Origin of the sequence: Pseudovibrio sp. Ad13 (assembly GCF_001623225.1) — a bacterium.
GTDB lineage: Bacteria > Pseudomonadota > Alphaproteobacteria > Rhizobiales > Stappiaceae > Pseudovibrio.
Genome location: NZ_LMCC01000005.1, coordinates 219,587 through 237,795, shown reverse-complemented (window position 1 = coordinate 237,795; position 18,209 = coordinate 219,587). Strand labels below are relative to the sequence as shown.

Annotated in this window: 12 protein-coding genes; 8 read left to right on the top strand and 4 right to left on the bottom strand. The window is 50.1% G+C overall.

Going from position 1 to position 18,209, the window contains the following annotated elements; all coding sequences use genetic code 11:
• Positions 1-55 precede the first annotated feature (55 nt).
• Positions 56-1,561: a glycosyltransferase family 39 protein gene (locus tag PsAD13_RS07885; protein WP_063317810.1), complete on the bottom strand. Its 1,506-nt coding sequence runs from the start codon at positions 1,559-1,561 to the stop codon at positions 56-58.
• An 85-nt stretch (positions 1,562-1,646) separates the two neighbouring features.
• Positions 1,647-2,795 (bottom strand): glycosyltransferase family 2 protein, encoded by a 1,149-nt coding sequence (locus PsAD13_RS07880; RefSeq protein WP_063287149.1) that lies wholly within the window; start codon positions 2,793-2,795, stop codon positions 1,647-1,649.
• A 260-nt stretch (positions 2,796-3,055) separates the two neighbouring features.
• Here PsAD13_RS07880 and hisS point away from each other — a divergent pair, with 260 nt between their 5' ends.
• From hisS to PsAD13_RS07850, 6 genes are all read left to right on the top strand, one after another.
• On the top strand, positions 3,056-4,576 hold the full coding sequence (hisS, locus tag PsAD13_RS07875; protein WP_063317809.1) for a histidine--tRNA ligase: 1,521 nt from the start codon (positions 3,056-3,058) through the stop codon (positions 4,574-4,576).
• Position 4,577: 1 nt separating this feature from the next.
• Positions 4,578-5,699 carry an ATP phosphoribosyltransferase regulatory subunit gene (locus tag PsAD13_RS07870; RefSeq protein ID WP_084404668.1) on the top strand — a complete coding sequence of 374 codons (1,122 nt, stop codon included), beginning with the start codon at positions 4,578-4,580 and terminating at the stop codon, positions 5,697-5,699.
• A complete protein-coding gene (gene hisG, locus PsAD13_RS07865; protein WP_063317808.1) occupies positions 5,699-6,664 on the top strand; it encodes an ATP phosphoribosyltransferase in 966 nt (321 codons plus the stop codon). The genes PsAD13_RS07870 and hisG overlap by 1 nt, the downstream gene beginning before the upstream one ends.
• A 257-nt stretch (positions 6,665-6,921) precedes the next feature.
• Entirely contained in the window at positions 6,922-11,466 is a 4,545-nt protein-coding gene (locus PsAD13_RS07860) for a calcium-binding protein (RefSeq protein WP_063317807.1), read from the top strand.
• A 317-nt stretch (positions 11,467-11,783) separates the two neighbouring features.
• Positions 11,784-13,181: a calcium-binding protein gene (locus PsAD13_RS07855; RefSeq protein WP_063317806.1), complete on the top strand. Its 1,398-nt coding sequence runs from the start codon at positions 11,784-11,786 to the stop codon at positions 13,179-13,181.
• Between the two features lie 207 nt (positions 13,182-13,388).
• Entirely contained in the window at positions 13,389-14,222 is an 834-nt protein-coding gene (locus PsAD13_RS07850; protein ID WP_208986494.1) for a GNAT family N-acetyltransferase, read from the top strand.
• 67 nt (positions 14,223-14,289) lie between these two features.
• On the opposite strand, the gene PsAD13_RS07845 is transcribed toward PsAD13_RS07850, so the two are convergent.
• Positions 14,290-14,946: a DNA-3-methyladenine glycosylase I gene (locus tag PsAD13_RS07845; RefSeq protein WP_084404680.1), complete on the bottom strand. Its 657-nt coding sequence runs from the start codon at positions 14,944-14,946 to the stop codon at positions 14,290-14,292.
• A gap of 155 nt (positions 14,947-15,101) precedes the next feature.
• Positions 15,102-15,851, bottom strand: a complete 750-nt coding sequence (locus tag PsAD13_RS07840; protein WP_063287144.1) for a protein phosphatase CheZ — start codon at positions 15,849-15,851, stop codon at positions 15,102-15,104.
• 448 nt (positions 15,852-16,299) lie between these two features.
• Here PsAD13_RS07840 and PsAD13_RS07835 point away from each other — a divergent pair, with 448 nt between their 5' ends.
• On the top strand, positions 16,300-17,010 hold the full coding sequence (locus tag PsAD13_RS07835; protein ID WP_063317805.1) for a L,D-transpeptidase: 711 nt from the start codon (positions 16,300-16,302) through the stop codon (positions 17,008-17,010).
• Between the two features lie 207 nt (positions 17,011-17,217).
• The gene (locus PsAD13_RS07830; RefSeq protein WP_063317804.1) at positions 17,218-17,988 is read left to right on the top strand and encodes a hypothetical protein; all 771 of its coding nucleotides are present in this window, start codon (positions 17,218-17,220) and stop codon (positions 17,986-17,988) included.
• The last annotated feature ends 221 nt before the right edge of the window (positions 17,989-18,209 follow it).

Here is an 18,209-nt window from a genome sequence, read left to right as displayed (position 1 = left end):
TCAGGAGTACATTTAACAAAGCCTGCAAATTTAACGCAACGGAATCTCAGCTGTTTCAGTTGGATTTCAGGGGCTGTTTCGGGTCTGACAATCGGTAGACCCGTACATTTTCAATAGCTGTTTTTCCGAATAATCCCTTATTCTCTCGGGGGATGGTCTTCAGCAGCTCAACCTGATTGAAGTTGGCTTTCAGCTTTTGAGAGCGGTCTCTTCTTTCCTCGGTGACGTACAGCATGTCACTATTTTCAGGATTTTGGAGATTATCGGGAATCATTGCATAGCGCATTCGCTCAGGAATTCCGTAGACTTTGAGGTCTGTCTTCTTGAGCGCATTCGACATTTGGCCCGTCAAACCATAGCTGGTTGTGCCAATCCAATTGATGTCATTTGCGTCTGCCAACTCGGTCAGTTCATCGCCAATATCTTGCCAGCCGCGCATCTGATGCGTTGGATCTTTACGGCCCAGAGATGTGTTGAGCGGGGTGTAGGCGTGGATATAGACCACCCCAGCGACAACGACACCCAGGCCGACTGCAGTCGGGGCAAGCACCTTGAACCAGCGACCAACATTGGCAGGCGGATAAGCTGCTGCAATACCAGCGAACATGGCCAGTGTTGGATACATCGGAGCTGGCCAGTTGCCCTGAACACGCGAATGGAGTGAATGGAAGGTCAGATAGATCAGGAACGGCAGGACCGTCAGAACCAGCAGACTGGCCGTGTTGTCTTGCTTTATCATTTTGCGGATGACACGCCACGCACCAACCATCGCAATGATGAAGACGAGCGGGTTCAGCAGGCCTGCAACAGCGCCGATGAACTCGCCAATGTATTTGACGGAGTACCCTTCTGGTACAGAACGCCCAAACTGCTTTACAAAAGAAATCCACTCATGCTGCGAGTTCCAGTAAAGTACAGGAGAGAAGATCGCGATTGCCAGTGCTCCGCCGAGCCACAACTGCCAGGACAGGAAGTATCTGCGGTTCTCCGGCACCCACACCAGCCAGAGAATAATCCCGACCCCCAGGAACAACACGGAGTATTTTGAAAGAAGGCCTAATCCTGCGAAGATACCAGCGAGAATCCACCAGTTCGCATTTTTAGAAACCGTCAGCTCTGCCATGGCCCATAAAGCCAGACCCCAGAAGAAAACAGAGGGAGCATCAGGTGTGGCTAACAAAGAGCCGACACCAATCAGCAAACTTGCGTTGAAGAACAGAACTGTCCAGCCCGCGACGTGGGTATCATATAGGATTTTTGCAGTTCGCCAGAGCGCAAGGGAGCCGATTGCAGCAGACAGGATACTGATAAAGCGAACGCCAAGTGCTGTATCACCGAACAAGGACTGACCAAGCCAGATCCAATAGGCAACCATTGGCGGGTGGTCATAGTAGCCCAATGCCGGATAAAGCCCCCATAAACGGTAGTAGGCTTCATCCTCAACCAGATCGACATTCGTGCCAGTTGCCAGCCGCGCCAAAGACAGCACGGCGACAATCAGAATCAGATTGGTCGGGCGCAACCAAAAGCTTAGCGGCTTTCCCGCGGGATTGTCCTGCATTTAAATGCTTTCCTCAAAGTGCTTTAACTTTGGTTTCCTGCGTTTCTTCCTGTGAAAAGCTTCTCTCACTATTAGAAGAAACGCTTTAGCCTTTGCGCCATGTCAGAGCGTTGGAAACAACGTAGTTCCAAACCGCGCCCATAACAGCGCCTGCAGCACCAGCAAACCACCAGATTGGTTTGTTCGTGTAGATCAACTCTGCCACACCAACGTTTGCCAAAATACCAAAGCTACAGATCACATAGAATGTGAGCAGACCTTTGATCCACGCAAGCCCTGTCAAACGACGGTCGCGATAGGTCAGGCGGTTGTTGAGGAAAAAGTTCGAGGACATGGCCACAAAGGTTGCAACCAACTGAGAGAGGCCAAATGGCATGCCGAAGGCGGCAAGGAAGATCTTCAATGCGATGAGGTGAACGATGACACCTGTTCCACCGACCATGGAGTACATAAGAAAGCGAACTGAAATCTTATCATCGAAGATTTTGGAAACCAGCAAACCAAGGTAATCCATGGTCACCAGCGTATCGAGCTTACTTTCACCATGCTGGCGCTCACGAAAAACGAAAGGCAGTTCTTTCACACGCAGAGCGCCTTTTCCGCTGGCGACAATATCGAGCATGATCTTGAAGCCTTGGGACGACAAACGCGGAGCCAGCTCAACGAACCTGTCACGACGCAGCATGAAGAAGCCGCTCATCGGGTCGGACAGTTCCACTTTAAGAAATTTACGTGCCAGATTGTTGGCAAGATTGGAGCCCCATGCACGAATTGAGGACAAACCCGTCCCAACATCCCCACCTTCCACATGGCGGGAGGCAACGCAGATGTCGTAGCTTTCAGAACGAAGTGCTTCGAGCATCTTGGGCAACAGGCTCTCATCGTGCTGAAGGTCAGCATCCATCACAGCCACAAATTTAGAGCTGGAGGCCAGCATGCCTTCAATGCATGCGCCGGACAAACCACGACGGCCAATACGCTGAACAATGCGAACACGCGGGTCTTGCTGCGCAATGTCAGCAGTGACTTTAGAGGTTCCATCTGGAGAATTATCATCAACAACAATAACTTCCCAAGCTACACCAGCGAGCGCTTTATCCAGCAGCTCAACCACGATTGGAACGTTTTTGCTTTCGTTATAAGTCGGCAATACAACGGTTAACTCTGCCGGACCTGTAACGCGACCTTCGGATTTGCTGATTTCAGTTGGTTCGTAGTTGGTGTTTGACACCATGATTTCTCCAGTGTGCAGACCTTCCTTTGTATGCGTAAGGGAATGGTCCTTCCATTTTTTGGGGCGACCTTAGCTTCTCTTGACGCTATTGCAAGTATTGATTGGGAAATTTGCGCCGGATTGCACCCGCTTCGCGCCTTGCCCTCCCCTGCTCAATGGGCTAGGAGACAGACAACAGCATGCTTCCCTTAGTGCGTTCTGGGGACTTATTGCGGGAAGCGTTTGCAACAACCCTTTTATTTCATGGATGAGACGGCCTCATGGCAAAAAAGAAAAGTGCCAAGCTCAAAGCTCGTTTACCGCGTGGATTTGTAGATCGCGGTCCAGCTGAACTGCAGGCGATGGAGCAGATGCTCTCCGTTATCAAGCAGACTTATGAGCTTTACGGCTTTGAGCCCGTGGAAACTCCAATGTTCGAGTACACTGATGCTCTTGGCAAGTTCTTGCCAGATCAGGACCGTCCGAACGCTGGTGTATTTTCGCTACAAGATGATGACGAGCAATGGATGAGCCTGCGGTACGACCTGACCGCGCCCCTCGCCCGTCATGTGGCCGAGAATTTCGAAAGCCTGCCAAAGCCGTACCGCAGCTACCGCGCTGGTTATGTATTCCGCAACGAAAAGCCTGGACCGGGTCGTTTCCGCCAGTTCATGCAGTTTGATGCGGATACGATTGGTGCGCCTTCTGTCTCTGCTGATGCTGAAATCTGCATGATGGCGTCCGACACGATGGAGCGCCTCGGCATTGCTCGTGGTGACTACGTGATCCGCGTGAACAACCGCAAGGTTTTGGACGGTGTGATGGAAGTGATCGGCCTTTCCGGTGACGAACACGCTGAAACCCGTCTGACCGTTCTACGTGCTGTCGATAAACTGGATCGTCTTGGTGTTGAAGGCGTGAAGCTGCTTTTGGGTAAAGGCCGTAAAGATGCTTCCGGCGACTTTACTAAGGGTGCTGGTCTTGGCGAAGCGGAAGCGGAAAAGGTTCTTGCCTTTGTGGAAGCTGGTGGCGAGACCACCGACCAGACCATCGAGAACCTTCGCGGTTTGATCGCAGACAGCAAAACTGGTGCGGAAGGCGTTGAAGAACTGGCAACCATGGGCAAGCTGTTTGATGCAGCTGGCTACACCGATGGCCGTGTTCTCATTGACCCATCTGTTGTGCGCGGTCTGGAATACTACACTGGCCCTGTTTATGAAGCTGAGCTGACCTTTGAAGTGAAAGACGAAAAAGGCCGCCCTGTGCGTTTTGGCTCTGTTGGTGGTGGCGGGCGTTACGACGGCCTCGTTTCCCGCTTCATGAGCCAGCCTGTACCTTCTACCGGCTTCTCTGTTGGTGTTTCCCGTCTGATGTCAGCACTCACAATGCTCGGCAAGCTTGGGCAGGAAGAAGTTGCAGGCCCAGTGGTTGTATGTGTGATGGACAAGGACGTTGACTCCCTTGCACATTACCAAGCCATGGTTCAGGAGCTTCGCACTGCTGGTATCCGCTCAGAAATGTATCAAGGCAACCCAAAGCAGTTTGGCAAGCAGCTGCAATATGCAGACAAACGCAATTCACCTTGTGCCATCATTCAGGGCTCTCAGGAGCGTGAAGAAGGCGAAATTCAAATCAAAGATCTCATTGAAGGAAAACGCCTTTCTGCTGAGATTGAAGATAACAAAACCTGGCGTGAGAGCCGTCCTGCACAGTTTGCTGTGAAACGGGATGATCTTGTTGCAGAAGTGAAAAAGCTTCTGGCCGCACAGGAAGACGATCGCAAAAACCAAAGCGAGAACTAATATGACATTGGGGGATAACCGCAGCTTGGCTTTGGGCCAGCTTTTTCGGGATGCAGGTTATGAAGAGGCAACCCCGCCAATCTTACAGCCAGCCGATATCTTTTTAGATCTGGCTGGTGAAGATCTCCGGCGGCGCCTTATCCTGACGACAGGGGAAGATGGACAAGAGCTTTGCTTGCGTCCTGATTTTACTATTCCGATTGCCCGACATTATCTGGAAACAGGTATCGCGGGTCGTACTGCGGCATTCTCCTATGTTGGGCAAGTTTTCCGACATCGACCTGGGCAACTGGGTGAAACCATGCAGGCTGGTGTGGAATCCATTGGCCGGTCGGACGAGAGTCAGGCCGATGCGGACATGCTGGCGCTGGCGCTTGATGCTTGTGCCAGCCTTGGTTTGTCCTCGCCCCGCATTCGTGTGGGCGATGAGGGATTGTTCACGGCTGTGCTGCAAGCGCTTGATATTCCAACGGTTTGGCAGCGTCGTCTGCGGGATGTGTTTGGTGAGCGTGATCGGCTGGATCAGGTTATCCAACGCATGGGCGGGGCTGAGGCCAAGCCGGATGCCAAGCTGGGCTTTTTGGCAGCGCTTGAAGGGCGTGACCCGGAAGCGGCGGTGGCCGTTGTTGAGGATGTGCTTTCGCTTGCGGGCATATCTGCTGTTGGCGGGCGCACGGCGCATGAGATTGCTGAGCGGTTCATGGAGCAGGCAGCGCTTTCTGCTGGCTCTGGCGTGGACAAGGATGTGATTTCGCGATTGAGCGAGTATCTCAACGTGTCTGGTCCTCCACCTGCGAAAGCGGTTGAGACCTTGCATGGGTTCGCCAAAGAGACCGGGCTTAATCTGGATGCTTCCATTGAGCGACTAGCGAAGCGTACCGACCTGATGGCAGCGCGTGGCATTGACATTTCAAAGCTGGAGTACTCCGGTGATTTTGGTCGCCGTCTTGATTACTACACCGACTTTGTCTTTGAAATTCATCATGAATCCAGTGAACATCTGGGACAGGTGATTGGTGGTGGCCGCTACAACAAACTGGTGGAACGTCTTGGTGCGCCAAGTACTGTGCCTGCTGTCGGTTTTACAATCTGGCTGGATCGCGCTTTTGAGGGAGCAAGCTGATGGGCTCTAATCTTATTCTTGCGATACCGTCCAAAGGCCGCCTTCAGGAAATGACCCACGCGTTCTTCGCGCGGGCTGGTTTGAAGGTGAAGCGTCCGGGTGGTGATCGCAATTACCGTGGAACCTTAAAGGGGGTGGATGGCGTTGAGATCGCTTTCCTTTCGGCCTCTGAGATCGCACGTGAGATTGCGGCTGGTACGGTTCACTTCGGAATCACCGGAACGGATCTGGTCAACGAGAACATCGATCGCCCCGAGGAAAAGACGCATATCATCACCGCTCTTGGCTTTGGCCATGCAGACGTTGTGATTGCGGTTCCAACGGCGTGGATTGATGTGTCCACCATGTCCGATCTTGCTGATGTTGCTTCTGATTTTCGTGCGCGGCATGGTCGCCGCCTGCGTATTGCGACTAAGTATGTGAACCATACTCGGCAGTTCTTCGCGGAAAAAGGCATCGCGGATTACCGCATTGTTGAGAGTGCTGGAGCAACTGAAGGAGCACCTGCTGCAGGTTCTGCTGAGCTGGTGGTTGATATCACTTCAACTGGTTCTACTCTGAAAGCCAACAATCTGAAGATCCCCGAGGATGGTGTGATCGCCAGGTCTCAGGCGCACTTGGTGGCATCCAGAACAGCCAACTGGGATGAGAGTGCTTTGCAGGCTGCCCGGTTGATGTTGGACCGCATTACAGCGCAGGATAACGCTCACAATTTCAAAGAGATGCGTACTGTTGTCGCAAACCCTGCAAAGGTGCAGGAGAAGGTTGCTGCTCTTGGCTGTGTTGCCCCGTTTGGCATTGAAGGTTCTTCTTTAGTCCTGCATTGCCCTGCTGCCAAAGTGCCTGAATGTGCAGACATACTGCGCGAAGAAGGAGCACAAATGGTGACTGTGACGCCGCTGGAGTATGTGTTCCACACAGCAAACCCGCTGTTTGAGCCTCTGGCACAAAAAGTCGCAGGCTAACACCTAAACCACTGAGAAATATTTTTGAACGCACCTCTGACCGGGGTGCGTTTTTTATTGCGTTGATTTGCGTTACTTGTGAGATTTCTGCGTGTTTATGTATCTATGACATACCTGCAGTAACTTCAAAATACTTATCCATCTAATTTATGTAAATTTGGCGATTTCTCTGAGTCACCTAGGCACAACCTTAAAGTGCATCTCTTATATGTGCTAAATGCACATATTTAAATATTTATGAAATTCGAGGAAAACAGATGGCTGCAGATAAAATGCCTCTTGAAGGCGATAACAGCTACGGTTTCAAGCGTGGAATAGGCATCGACTATTTTGGAGGAGCGCCTGGAATCACTACCATTCGTTTTGATGGTGACCTCACACTAAGCGATTTCAAGATCCGCCTCGAAGGTGGCGATCTGGTATTCTATCTGATCGACCCGGCTAACCCGAACCAGCCGCTCAATGAGATTGCTGACGTTTTTTACTTTGATAATTGGATTGCTGGTGATCACGGCATCGAACGGTTTGAATTTGCTGATGGGACTGCATTTTCAGACCTATCTATTTCAGGCAGTGGCCAGATGAAATTTTATGGAACTGACGATGATGATGTCTTTACTGGCACGGATGCCAATGAGGAAATCTACGGAAGTGCTGGTGCTGATACTATCGATGGCGGAGGTGGTACTAACACCATCAAGTACAACCACTCCTCTGAAGGTGTAACTGTCAATCTTATCAGCGGGGAAGGCTCAGGCGGCGACGCTGAAGGCGATCAGCTCTCTAACATCAAATCAGTGTTCGGATCAGAACATGACGATGTGATTATCGGTGATTCAGGCAATAACGGCCTATACGCACTTGGCGGTAATGACCGCTTGGAAGGCGGTGCGGGTAATGACTGGCTCAACGCCTACGGCTCAGGAGACAACTATCTTGATGGAGGTTCTGGCAACGACACTGTTCGTTATCGCTGGTCAAAATCAGCTGTGACTGTGAATCTCGTAGATCAGACAAAGAATGCAGGCGATGCAGCTGGTGACACGTTTGTTTCTATCGAGAACGTTATGGGCAGCGACAAGTATGATGACCACATTACAGGCAATGACGAGAACAACAAGATTTGGGGCTATGGCGGTGATGACATTCTGGAAGGTGGTGAAGGTAACGACACCCTCCTCGGCGGCAAAGGCAACGATGTTCTCAAAGCCGGAAACGGTAATGATACCCTAGAAGGTGGAGCCGGTGACGACGAGCTCTATTATGGTGAAGGCAATGTAACCTTTCGCTATGACCTTGGTGATGGGAATGATGTCATTCATGTCAATCACGACGTGGATTCATCATATAATGACAAAGTCCTCCTGGGAGCAGGAATCTCACCTGATGAAATCACAGTAACTCGCCAGGGAGAAGGCACAGATAAATATGGAGACCTTCGAGACGATCTTGACCTGCTATTGACATTCAAAGACGGTGGCACCTTGCTCATCAAAGAAGCTTTTTATTATGGGCCAAATGGCTTTGCCTTCGGAGAACTTCAGTTCGCTGATGGCACTGTCTGGAACTGGGAGAGCTTCAACAAGATGCGCGTTGAAAACGCAGGAGACGAAGGTGAGGAACTCGCTGGCACTCTAGGAGATGACATTATTGATGGTCGGGGTGGTGACGACAAAGTCGACGGTTACTCCGGTGACGATCATCTCATTGGAGGTGAAGGGAATGACACACTTCAGGGACACGATGGAAACGATCATCTAGAAGGCGGGACCGGCGACGACAAGCTGAGCAGCTCTGCTGGCAACAACATCCTTGATGGAGGAGACGGCAACGACACCTTCTTCAGCATCACCTATGGTGAAGATCAGATCATTGGTGGAAGTGGAGATGATACCATTTATGCGGTAACTGGTACTTCCGTTATCACCGGAGGAACAGGTGATGATACAATCAATGTCTCCACTGCAAAAGTTACCGTCCATTATGATATTGGTGATGGCAACGATATTGTTGACTTCTGGTATCCAGAAAGGCTGAAGGATGAAAATCATAAAGTCATTCTTGGTTCCGGAATCTCACCTGATGAGGTCACTCTTACACGTGCAAATAGCGCTTCAACCAGCCTTTTGTTGACTTTCAAAGATGGCGGAACCCTGCATCTGAAATCCGTTATAGATCCAAGTACCTCGCGCTTAAACTTTGGTGAAATCGAATTTGCGGATGGAACAATCTGGAACTGGGAAGACATCAATAATTCATTGTATGGCAATGCAAGTGAAGCAGACGATTATCTCATAGGGACTTTAGGTGATGACATAATCACCGGCCTCGGTGGAGATGATGAGATCCTAGGCCATTCTGGGGATGATCACCTCCTTGGAGGTGAAGGAAACGACGATCTCTTCGGTGGAGAAGGAAACGATCATCTAGAAGGCGGCGCTGGTGACGACAAACTAAACGGTTGGTCTGGAAGTAACATTCTCGATGGGGGAGAAGGGAATGATACAATTCACAGCATCACTGACGAGCAAGACCAAGTTATTGGTGGAAGTGGTGATGATACAATCTTAATCAGGTATGGTTCTGCGGTTGTAACTGCTGGAACAGGAGATGATACACTTGACATCTCACTAGCTAATGTCACTCTCCATTACAATCTGGGAGATGGCAATGATGTCGTTGATTTTTGGTATCCAGAAAAATTGAAGGATGAAAGTCACAGGTTAGTTCTTGGCGAAGGTATCTCGCCTGATGAAGTTGTTGTCACACGAACATCAGCCAGTTCAACCAGTATTCTCCTGACCTTTAAAGATGGCGGAACTTTGCTTCTAGGTCAGGTCATGGATCGGTATACTTTGCGCTCTGATTTCGGTGAGATCGAGTTTGCTGATGGTACTGTCTGGAACTGGGAGAACATCAACCAGAAACTTCAAGAGCACATCGGCGACGGGGACGACGTTGTTGGAGGAACCTCCGGTAATGACATCATTGATGGCATGGGCGGAGATGACACCATTTACGGTGAAGCAGGTGATGATATCCTCTCTGGGGGAGATGGAAACGACGACCTCAAAGGTGGCGCAGGGAATGATCAACTCAGTTCCGGCAAGGGAGATGACTACCTTGACGGTGGTGATGGTGACGATGTTCTCACAGCCAACGGTACAGGAAGTGCCCAGCTTCATGGCGGTAATGGCGATGACACCCTCTATCACATACAGGGCTCATCAATCATAAACGGCGGAAATGGTGATGACACCATCCATTACTTTGGTGGCGATATCACAGTTGAGTATGGAGTCGGCAGTGGTGATGACATCATTCGCGCAGGTGGACTTGCTGGACCTAACAATAAGCTCATGATTGTGGGCGCGAAGCCTGATGAAGTCCTATTGAGGCATGCGGGAAGTGACTCGATTGAGTTTACCTTTAGCGATGGTGGCACATTGCTTCTGGAAGACGGCTTCTTCCAATCATCTGAAAAACTGTTATTTAGCGAAATTCAATTTCTTGACGGAACAGTCTGGACCTGGGACGACGTCAACCAAAAACTCATCGACAGTGCTGCAGCTCACGCTGTAGATCACGGAGCGACCGAAGGTAATGACACCATCAACGGTACGGTTGACGGTGATATTATCAAAGGCCTTGCAGGCGATGATGTAATCGATGGTGGTGCTGGAAGAGATTTCATTTTTGCCGGAGACGGAAACGACACCATCAAAGGAGGAGATGGCAAGGATATACTCAGCGGTGGCGATGGAAATGATCATATTTCCGGAGAATCCGGTGATGACGACATCAACGGCGGTGCCGGAGATGATCAAATCTTTGGCGGAGAAGGCAACGATTATCTCTCCGGTGGAGAGGGTGACGACATCCTCAAAGGGGGTGCCGGTAATGATCAGCTGAGCGGCGGCCCTGGTAATGACACCCTTGACGGGGGTGATGGCGATGATGTCATTTCGGCCTACCATGACGGGGATAGCACGCTTATCGGCGGAGCTGGAAACGATAAGTTCTACACGCTTCCATCACCAACGCTGTCTAACTTTGTAAAAGTTGAAGGTGGATCTGGGGATGACATCCTTGAGTATATCGGCGGCGAAGTTTCATTCCATTATGACCTTGGAGATGGAAATGACACTATCCGTACAGCTAGCGTGCTGAACCCACACAGCAAGATTGTCTTTGGTGAAGGTATTTCACCGGATGAAGTCATGATTGAGCGACTGGGTAATACCGAAAGCAGCTGGTCTGGCCTCCAATACACCTTCAAGGATGGTGGTAGCATAGTCGTCACGACTGCATTCACCGACGCTCCAGGCGAACTGCAGTTTGGTGAGATTCAGTTTGCAGACGGCACTGTCTGGAACTGGGAAGACATCCATCGGAAGCTTCTGGAAACCGCAAGTGATGAAGGTGAAATCCTTTGGGGCACGAATGGCGATGACGTCATTAACGGCCTTGGCGGAGATGATGTAATTGATAGCGTCGAAGGTGATAACCAGATTTCTGGTGGAACTGGAAACGACATTATCACCAGCGGTTTTGGAGATGACACAATCATATTCGGAGAGAACTTAGGACATGACACACTCATCGACTTTCATGTAGGCAAAAGCTCTCGTGACACCATACAGTTCACAGATGGTGTGTTTGAGAGCTTCGAGGATGTGATGTCTGCTGCTCGTCAGGATGGCCTTGATACCGTCATTCAACTTGATGAAGACAACTCAATCACTCTCCAGCATGTCGACGTTTCACATTTGCATGCTGATGACTTTGCGTTTGTATCCTAACTATTAAGGATAGCATTCATCTTTCGAGCCTCGGCGCCTTCGTGCCGAGGCTTTTTCGTTGCGACATCTCAAGACTTTTTGTAAAGACTTTGCCAACAGGTTTGGAAGGAGTTTACATTCAAAGTTGCAGAGTATCTGCTATTTACACATTTCCATAAACCATTGTTTATTTTAATAAACTTTACCCAAATGAACTAGAATTAAGCATTTACATTTCGAAACTCACTTCGGGTCAGCCATGCACAATCATGAGCTGCATAAATATTATGTGCAATTTGCACATTTATAAAAATTTATGAAATTCAAGGATAGTAGCCATGGAATACAAGTTTGGAAAATACGACGACAATTTTTCTAACAACAGCCCAGAAGATGACATTGTCTGGGCTGCTGGAGGTAACGACACCATACACATGGCATATGGTAACAACACGCTCCACGGAGAAGCTGGGAATGACAGCCTTAGTAGTGGAGAGGGTGACGATTACCTAGACGGCGGCACGGGTAATGACATCTTATCTGGTGGTGCTGGACACAACACTTACTTCTTCGACAGAGGTTATGACAAAGACGTTATTACTGACACTTTGGGTGAGGATACTATTCAATTTGGCCCCGAGATCACATTGGATAATATTAGAGTTGTAGCAGGTGGATCTGAAAGTCAGGACCTTCTGATCTATCTAATTGATCCAGCTAATCCAGATAAACCACTTGATGAGATTACTGACGTTCTAACAATTCAAAACGGCGCGCTTGATACCTCACCATCAATACAATTTGAATTTGCAGATGGTACGATCCTATCTAACATTGCACTCAAAGAAGATGGACGCGCGAAGCACTATGGCACAGCTGGAGATGATACATTCATTGGCAGCGATGGTCGTGATGAAGTTTATGGCAGTTCTGGTGCGGACGCAATTAATGGTAAAGAGGGCCATAATATTGTGAACTACCTTCTTTCAACTGAAGGTGTGTCAGTGAACCTCGATACTGGCGTGATGACTGGTGGTTTCGCTGAAGGTGACCAGCTCACAAATATTGATGCCATTATTGGTAGTTGGTATGACGATGTTCTCATCGGCGATGACAACGACAACTACTTATTTGCTCAAGCCGGTAACGACCATCTGGAAGGCGGCGCGGGAGACGATGAGCTGAATGCGTATGCCGATGGTTCCGACTATCTCGATGGTGGTGAAGGCAATGATACTGTCCGTTACCGTTGGTCCAGCTCTGCTGTCACAGTGGATCTGACAGATCAGTCCAATAACACCGGTGATGCAGCAGGAGATGTTTATGTCTCTATCGAAAACATTATGGGCACTGACAAGCATAGCGACCACTTAACTGGCGATGCTAATGCCAACAAGATCCATGGATACGGCGGTGATGACACCATCTTCGCTGGAGCTGGTGATGATACCGTCATTGCAGGAGATGGTGATGATGTGATTGAAGGTGGTGCTGGGGACGATGCGTTCTTCTTCAGATCAGATTTCGGCAACGACATCATCACAGATTTCGCTGCTGGTGCCGGTTCTGAGGATGTGATCCAGTTCGCAGCTACATTCGATAGCGTTGCAGAAGTGCTTTCTGCGGCAAGTGATGTTGGTGCGGATACTGTTATCTATGTGAATGATGACACTTCAATCACCCTGCAGAATGTTTCTGTAGCTGATCTTCATGCTGACGATTTTGCATTTTTCTAAGTGATGAGTAACTAGACCAATATGATGCCTCGGCGTTTATTCGCCGGGGCTTTTTTATATTTCGCTCTGCTGATCTCATGTTTGACAGTAGCGGATGAGTGATAGGACGCTTGGTTCTGCTTTGATGGGGGGTGTTGCCCTTGTGGGCGTTGAGTTTTTTCAATAGCTTCATGCTGATTGAAAGCAGGATGACTTGAAGGACGCGGTGTGGGCAACGAGCAGGAAATAGCGAAGACGCTGGGGGTACGCAGTGATCTTCTTGTGGAACGGAGCGTTAGTGAGGTTGAGATTCATCCAGACCGGATCATATTGCGCATACCGGAAGAGCCTCATTACTGGGCTGGCAACATGGTTTTCTTCCGGGGTGACAAGGTTGAACCAGAAAAGCAGATTGCTCAGTTTCGTAAGGACCTTCCAGACGCTGCACACACAATGTTCGGTTGGGATTCGCCTGACATGAAGATTAGGCCAGCACATACGGCTTTATCTGATCTTGGATACAAGCTGGAACAGATCGATGTGCTAAGTCTGACCGGTCCTTTGAACCGCTCACCTGCGCCGGATGGGATCGATGTCCGTCCTGTTCAGACTAATGAAGACTGGGAGCAAGTCATCGCGCTCCAAATCGATACTGCTGTTGATCAGGGCTATGACCGAGACAGTTTCGGGACCTATGTGCGGAGACGCTTTGAGAGCCGTCGCCGACAGATTAAGGCAGGACTGGCGAACTGGTTTGGCGCCTTTGATGGGGATCTCTTGGTTGCAGATCTGGGCATTTATACCGATGCAGCGGTTTCGCGTTTTCAAGAGGTTGAGACACGGCCCAGCCATCGCAGGCGGGGTATATGCGCAGCTCTCGTTACTGCTGGTGTCGATTGGGCTAAGGCGCAGGCACCTGCTACCGTACCTGTCTTACAAGCTCATAGTGACGGCCCGGCAGGCCGGATCTATCGGCGTTGTGGCTTCGAGCATCGCGAAACGCTTGTTCTTGCGATCCTTCCACCCCAAGGCACCTTTGAGCGTCCGGCTGACACTGCATAGCAACCGTACGAGGTGACTAGTGCATTAAGCCCCCTCACCTCGTCGTTTCGTTACAGCAGAACTTCTGCTAGCTCTTCATAGGGCGCACCAGAGCCTCGCGCTTGGCCTCAACGATGTCCCGGCAGCAGCAGCCTTCGAGGTGGTCATTGACCATGCCCATAGCTTGCATGAAAGCGTAGACGGTGGTTGGGCCGACGAAGGACCAGCCGCGTTTTTTGAGATCTTTGGAGATGGCCGTGGAGATTTCGGTTTTACCGAGCGTCTTGAGGTTGGCGTAATCACAGGTCTCAGGGCGTTGATCCGGAGTTGGTTCCCACTTCCAGAAGTAAGCTGCGAGTGAACCGAACTCTTCACGCATTTCCAGTGCACGATTGGCGTTGTTGATGGTGGAGTTGATCTTGCCGCGGTGGCGGATGATGCCGGCATCCTGAACAAGGCGCTCGATGTCATTTTGTGTGAACTTTGCGACCTTCTCAAAGTCAAAACCTGCAAAGCCGGCGCGGAAATTCTCGCGTTTGCGCAGGATAGTGATCCAAGACAGGCCTGACTGGAAACCTTCAAGGCAGATCTTTTCAAAGAGGCGGATGTCGTTGGTGACCGGATGCCCCCACTCATCGTCATGATAGGCCTGATAGAACGGATCTCCGCCATGCCACCAGCAGCGGTCTTTGCCATCTTCTCCGCGGATCAGTCCTTCAGCAATCGGTGATGAGTTCTGGTCCATTGCCTTGCCCTTCTTGGTCAATTGTCTTTGCGGGGTCTTGTTGGACGACCATCAGTCACCCTCACTAACTCGCTTAATATGTTTATGTTATGTTCTCTCATAAAGCATTGGCTTGCCAAAATAGCAAGCCATCTGCATATCACTTTTAGGAAAGATCAATCGAACAAAGCGTCAATGTCATCCTGTGTCACGGTACCAGCTTCCACATCCAAAGCCGGACCATGAAGCAGTGCGGAATCATCGCCCTCTTTATCAGAGGCAATACGATCACTGATTTCCTTGAAGCTTTCAATACCGCCCCATATCTCAATCATGCGAATGATGCGTTCTTCGACGAATGACAAGGTGTTCACGACCTTGCTGATGCGCTGGCCAGTCAGATCCTGGAAGTTACAGGCTTCAAAGATCGACACCACCTGCTCGTGAATGTCAGTGACAAGGCCTTCATGCTCACTTGGGACCATTGGCATGACGGTTGCCGCGCTCTGGTCGATGACCTCAGCTGCGGTCAGGATTTGCTCAGTCGCCCCTTCGGTGCCAGATACAATCGCGCCCAGCTCCAATGTCACGCGGCCACGCTCGTCATTATCGACGCTGGCCTTGTTGTGAAGAGCAGCAATTTCATTCTTGGTCTCAGCGATTGCCTGATAAATCGCATCCAGCTCGCCCTTGAGCTTTGCGGCCTCGCCGATTTCCTCACGCAGTTCTTCTGCGACGCGTCGGGACAGTTCTTGTGGGTCAGTTGCCGGAGATCCTACCAACTCTTTCAAGCTGGCAATTTCTTCCATGATCTGCTGGTGACGCAACTCTTCACCATTGTCCTGAATCGGAGTGCTTACTTCGGTGCGTTTGCTACGCACTCCGAACTGAGCCTCTGCACGAAAGGTTTTTCTTACAACTGACATCCCAACCCCGAACTCATGAAGCCAATACGCTTCCTAATGAGGACCACACCGTCGCTACTCCTGTCCGGCGATGCACCCTCTTTTGTTTTCCGCCCTTTCTTCGCAAACTGGCACAGGCTTACGAAGACAGGCTCTCAATTACAGGTTTTAAATAGCAATCCCGGTCACAAGACGCGTCCATGCACCCATAAGTAAGATGGGCACGATTCGCACTCCTGCACGCCGGTCACTACTCACATACTTCTTAGAGTGTTAATTATTACCTTAGATTTATCAGCATTGATTTTTAAGGATAAATTCGACGAGTGGCCGCATAACCCAGTAACAATTGGTTAACCTTAGTTTGAACTAGCATTAATTACATTGATAATTTTAACGATTATTAGAACTGCAACTCCTAGTTTTCCCGAGGACATCGGGTCATTGGCAAGGTCCAGAGGAGTGTGGAATGTTTGGAGCAACGGCAAAAAGCAAAGCAAACTGGCTTGTTACTTTGTTCGGCGTGGGTAGCTTGGTTTGTTCGTTTGGTACTGCTGTGCAAGCAGAGTACAAGCCGCGCGCCTCTGCACCTCCACTTGTCCTTAGCCCTGATCTTGCAAATCCGTGGGTTGTGCAAATCCCGCGATCCCAAGCCAAGGCTGTCCAGAACCTTCGTGGATCTGCAAAGCAAGCAAGACAATCGCGTACGACATCAAAGCGGTATGACCGCCGTATTCCCAAACAGTTCTTGCCGACGACAGTGAGCTACAACACCTCGTATTCACCGGGATCTGTCGTGATCGATACGACATCACGATATCTTTACCTGGTGCAAAGCAATGGCAAGGCCCGCCGTTATGGCGTGGGCGTTGGCCGTCCAGGTTTTGAATGGGCTGGCGTTCACAAAGTTACCAGTAAGCGCGAGTGGCCAGACTGGAGGCCACCTGCTGAGATGCTGAAACGGCAACCAAGCCTCCCCCGTTACATGCCGGGCGGACCGCGTAACCCATTGGGCGCGCGTGCACTTTATCTGGGCTCAACGCTTTACCGTATTCATGGGTCGAATGAACCATGGACGATTGGCCAAGCAGTTTCTTCCGGCTGCATTCGTATGAGAAACGAAGATGTGGCGGAGCTGTATAATATGGTTCCGGTTGGCGCAAAGGTCTATGTGCGCTAGGCATGCACGTTTGTTGCAATCTTGGGTACAGGAACCTATGATAAGGCAACAACTTCAAGTTGCTTGCCGTACCCCAGACAACGGCAAAGCATCAAAAAATAAAGGTCTGTCTTTAAACAGGCTTATTATGTGAATGTGCCGTTGCTGACCATCTGATTGAGGGACTTTTCCCCCAAGCCACATCTGTGTGTTTTGGGAGTGCGGCGTATGTGTGCCAAGAAGAATGGACTAGTCATCAGCAAGGACGAAGTGGTTGCAACTCTTTCCAGTATTTTGTCCAGCCCCAACTTCAGGCGAAGCCCGAAACTAACTGCCCTCCTGACATTTCTCGTCGAGCGTAAACTCTCCAAACAGGAAGAAGACCTCAAAGAACAAGTTATTGGACAGAGGGTCTTCAATTTACCTGAGGGGTTTAATCCGCGTGAAAACCCAATTGTGCGGGTCAATATCTCGCGCTTGCGATCTCTTCTGCGTGGTTACAACGACGCACACCCTGTTGCCCATCACATGCAGATCCGGTTGCCAGACATGGGCTATGTACCTGTTTTTGAGTGTCTACGACCCGTTATTGACGGGGCTGATGAAGAGAGCAACACCTCTCCCTCACAACACACGAGCGAGGAACGCTCACCCATTGAGCTGTTGGATGAGCCTTTGAACTCTGAAGACATCACCCAGATCCGCGGTGTTCTGGAGGATTGCCTGAAAGACCAAGGGCCATCACTCAATCGGTATACGCTTGCAGCCATCCTGCTTGGCTGTTTCGCCAGTATGCTGAGCTTGTTGTTGCTTGCGCATGAGACTGGCTTGGTGTTTGCCGGAGATTGGCATACCCAAGTCGTCGCTGTTCCGCCTCCGACGATTGACGAAGATCAGATCCCACCAGAAATTGCAGCGGAGCTACGACAAATAGAAGGTGAACTTGGCGGGAAAGTCAGCTGCAAAATTCACTCCGATGAGCATATTCTCGCTGAGTAAATGGCAGAAGGCATCATGTAGCTCACTCCTCACCACAAATATCTAGTCTGCGTTTGGATGTCGATCTCAATTAAGCTCACGCAGCTTTCAGGTTTTAGACTGTCAGTGTTTGAGGCGTTCTGTAATTTATCCGAGAGACTGAGGGTAGGTTTGAACTCAATAGATTTTTACCCCTAAAATCATCAGTTTAACATATTCATTTTCAGGAGTTGCCTGAAGCT

Coding starts and splice junctions, on each gene's coding strand:
- PsAD13_RS07885 (WP_063317810.1), bottom strand. CDS start 1,561: ATGCAGGACAATCCCGCGGGAAAGCCGCTAAGCTTTTGGTTGCGCCCG.
- PsAD13_RS07880 (WP_063287149.1), bottom strand. CDS start 2,795: ATGGTGTCAAACACCAACTACGAACCAACTGAAATCAGCAAATCCGAA.
- hisS (WP_063317809.1), top strand. CDS start 3,056: ATGGCAAAAAAGAAAAGTGCCAAGCTCAAAGCTCGTTTACCGCGTGGA.
- PsAD13_RS07870 (WP_084404668.1), top strand. CDS start 4,578: ATGACATTGGGGGATAACCGCAGCTTGGCTTTGGGCCAGCTTTTTCGG.
- hisG (WP_063317808.1), top strand. CDS start 5,699: ATGGGCTCTAATCTTATTCTTGCGATACCGTCCAAAGGCCGCCTTCAG.
- PsAD13_RS07860 (WP_063317807.1), top strand. CDS start 6,922: ATGGCTGCAGATAAAATGCCTCTTGAAGGCGATAACAGCTACGGTTTC.
- PsAD13_RS07855 (WP_063317806.1), top strand. CDS start 11,784: ATGGAATACAAGTTTGGAAAATACGACGACAATTTTTCTAACAACAGC.
- PsAD13_RS07845 (WP_084404680.1), bottom strand. CDS start 14,946: ATGGACCAGAACTCATCACCGATTGCTGAAGGACTGATCCGCGGAGAA.
- PsAD13_RS07840 (WP_063287144.1), bottom strand. CDS start 15,851: ATGTCAGTTGTAAGAAAAACCTTTCGTGCAGAGGCTCAGTTCGGAGTG.
- PsAD13_RS07835 (WP_063317805.1), top strand. CDS start 16,300: ATGTTTGGAGCAACGGCAAAAAGCAAAGCAAACTGGCTTGTTACTTTG.
- PsAD13_RS07830 (WP_063317804.1), top strand. CDS start 17,218: ATGTGTGCCAAGAAGAATGGACTAGTCATCAGCAAGGACGAAGTGGTT.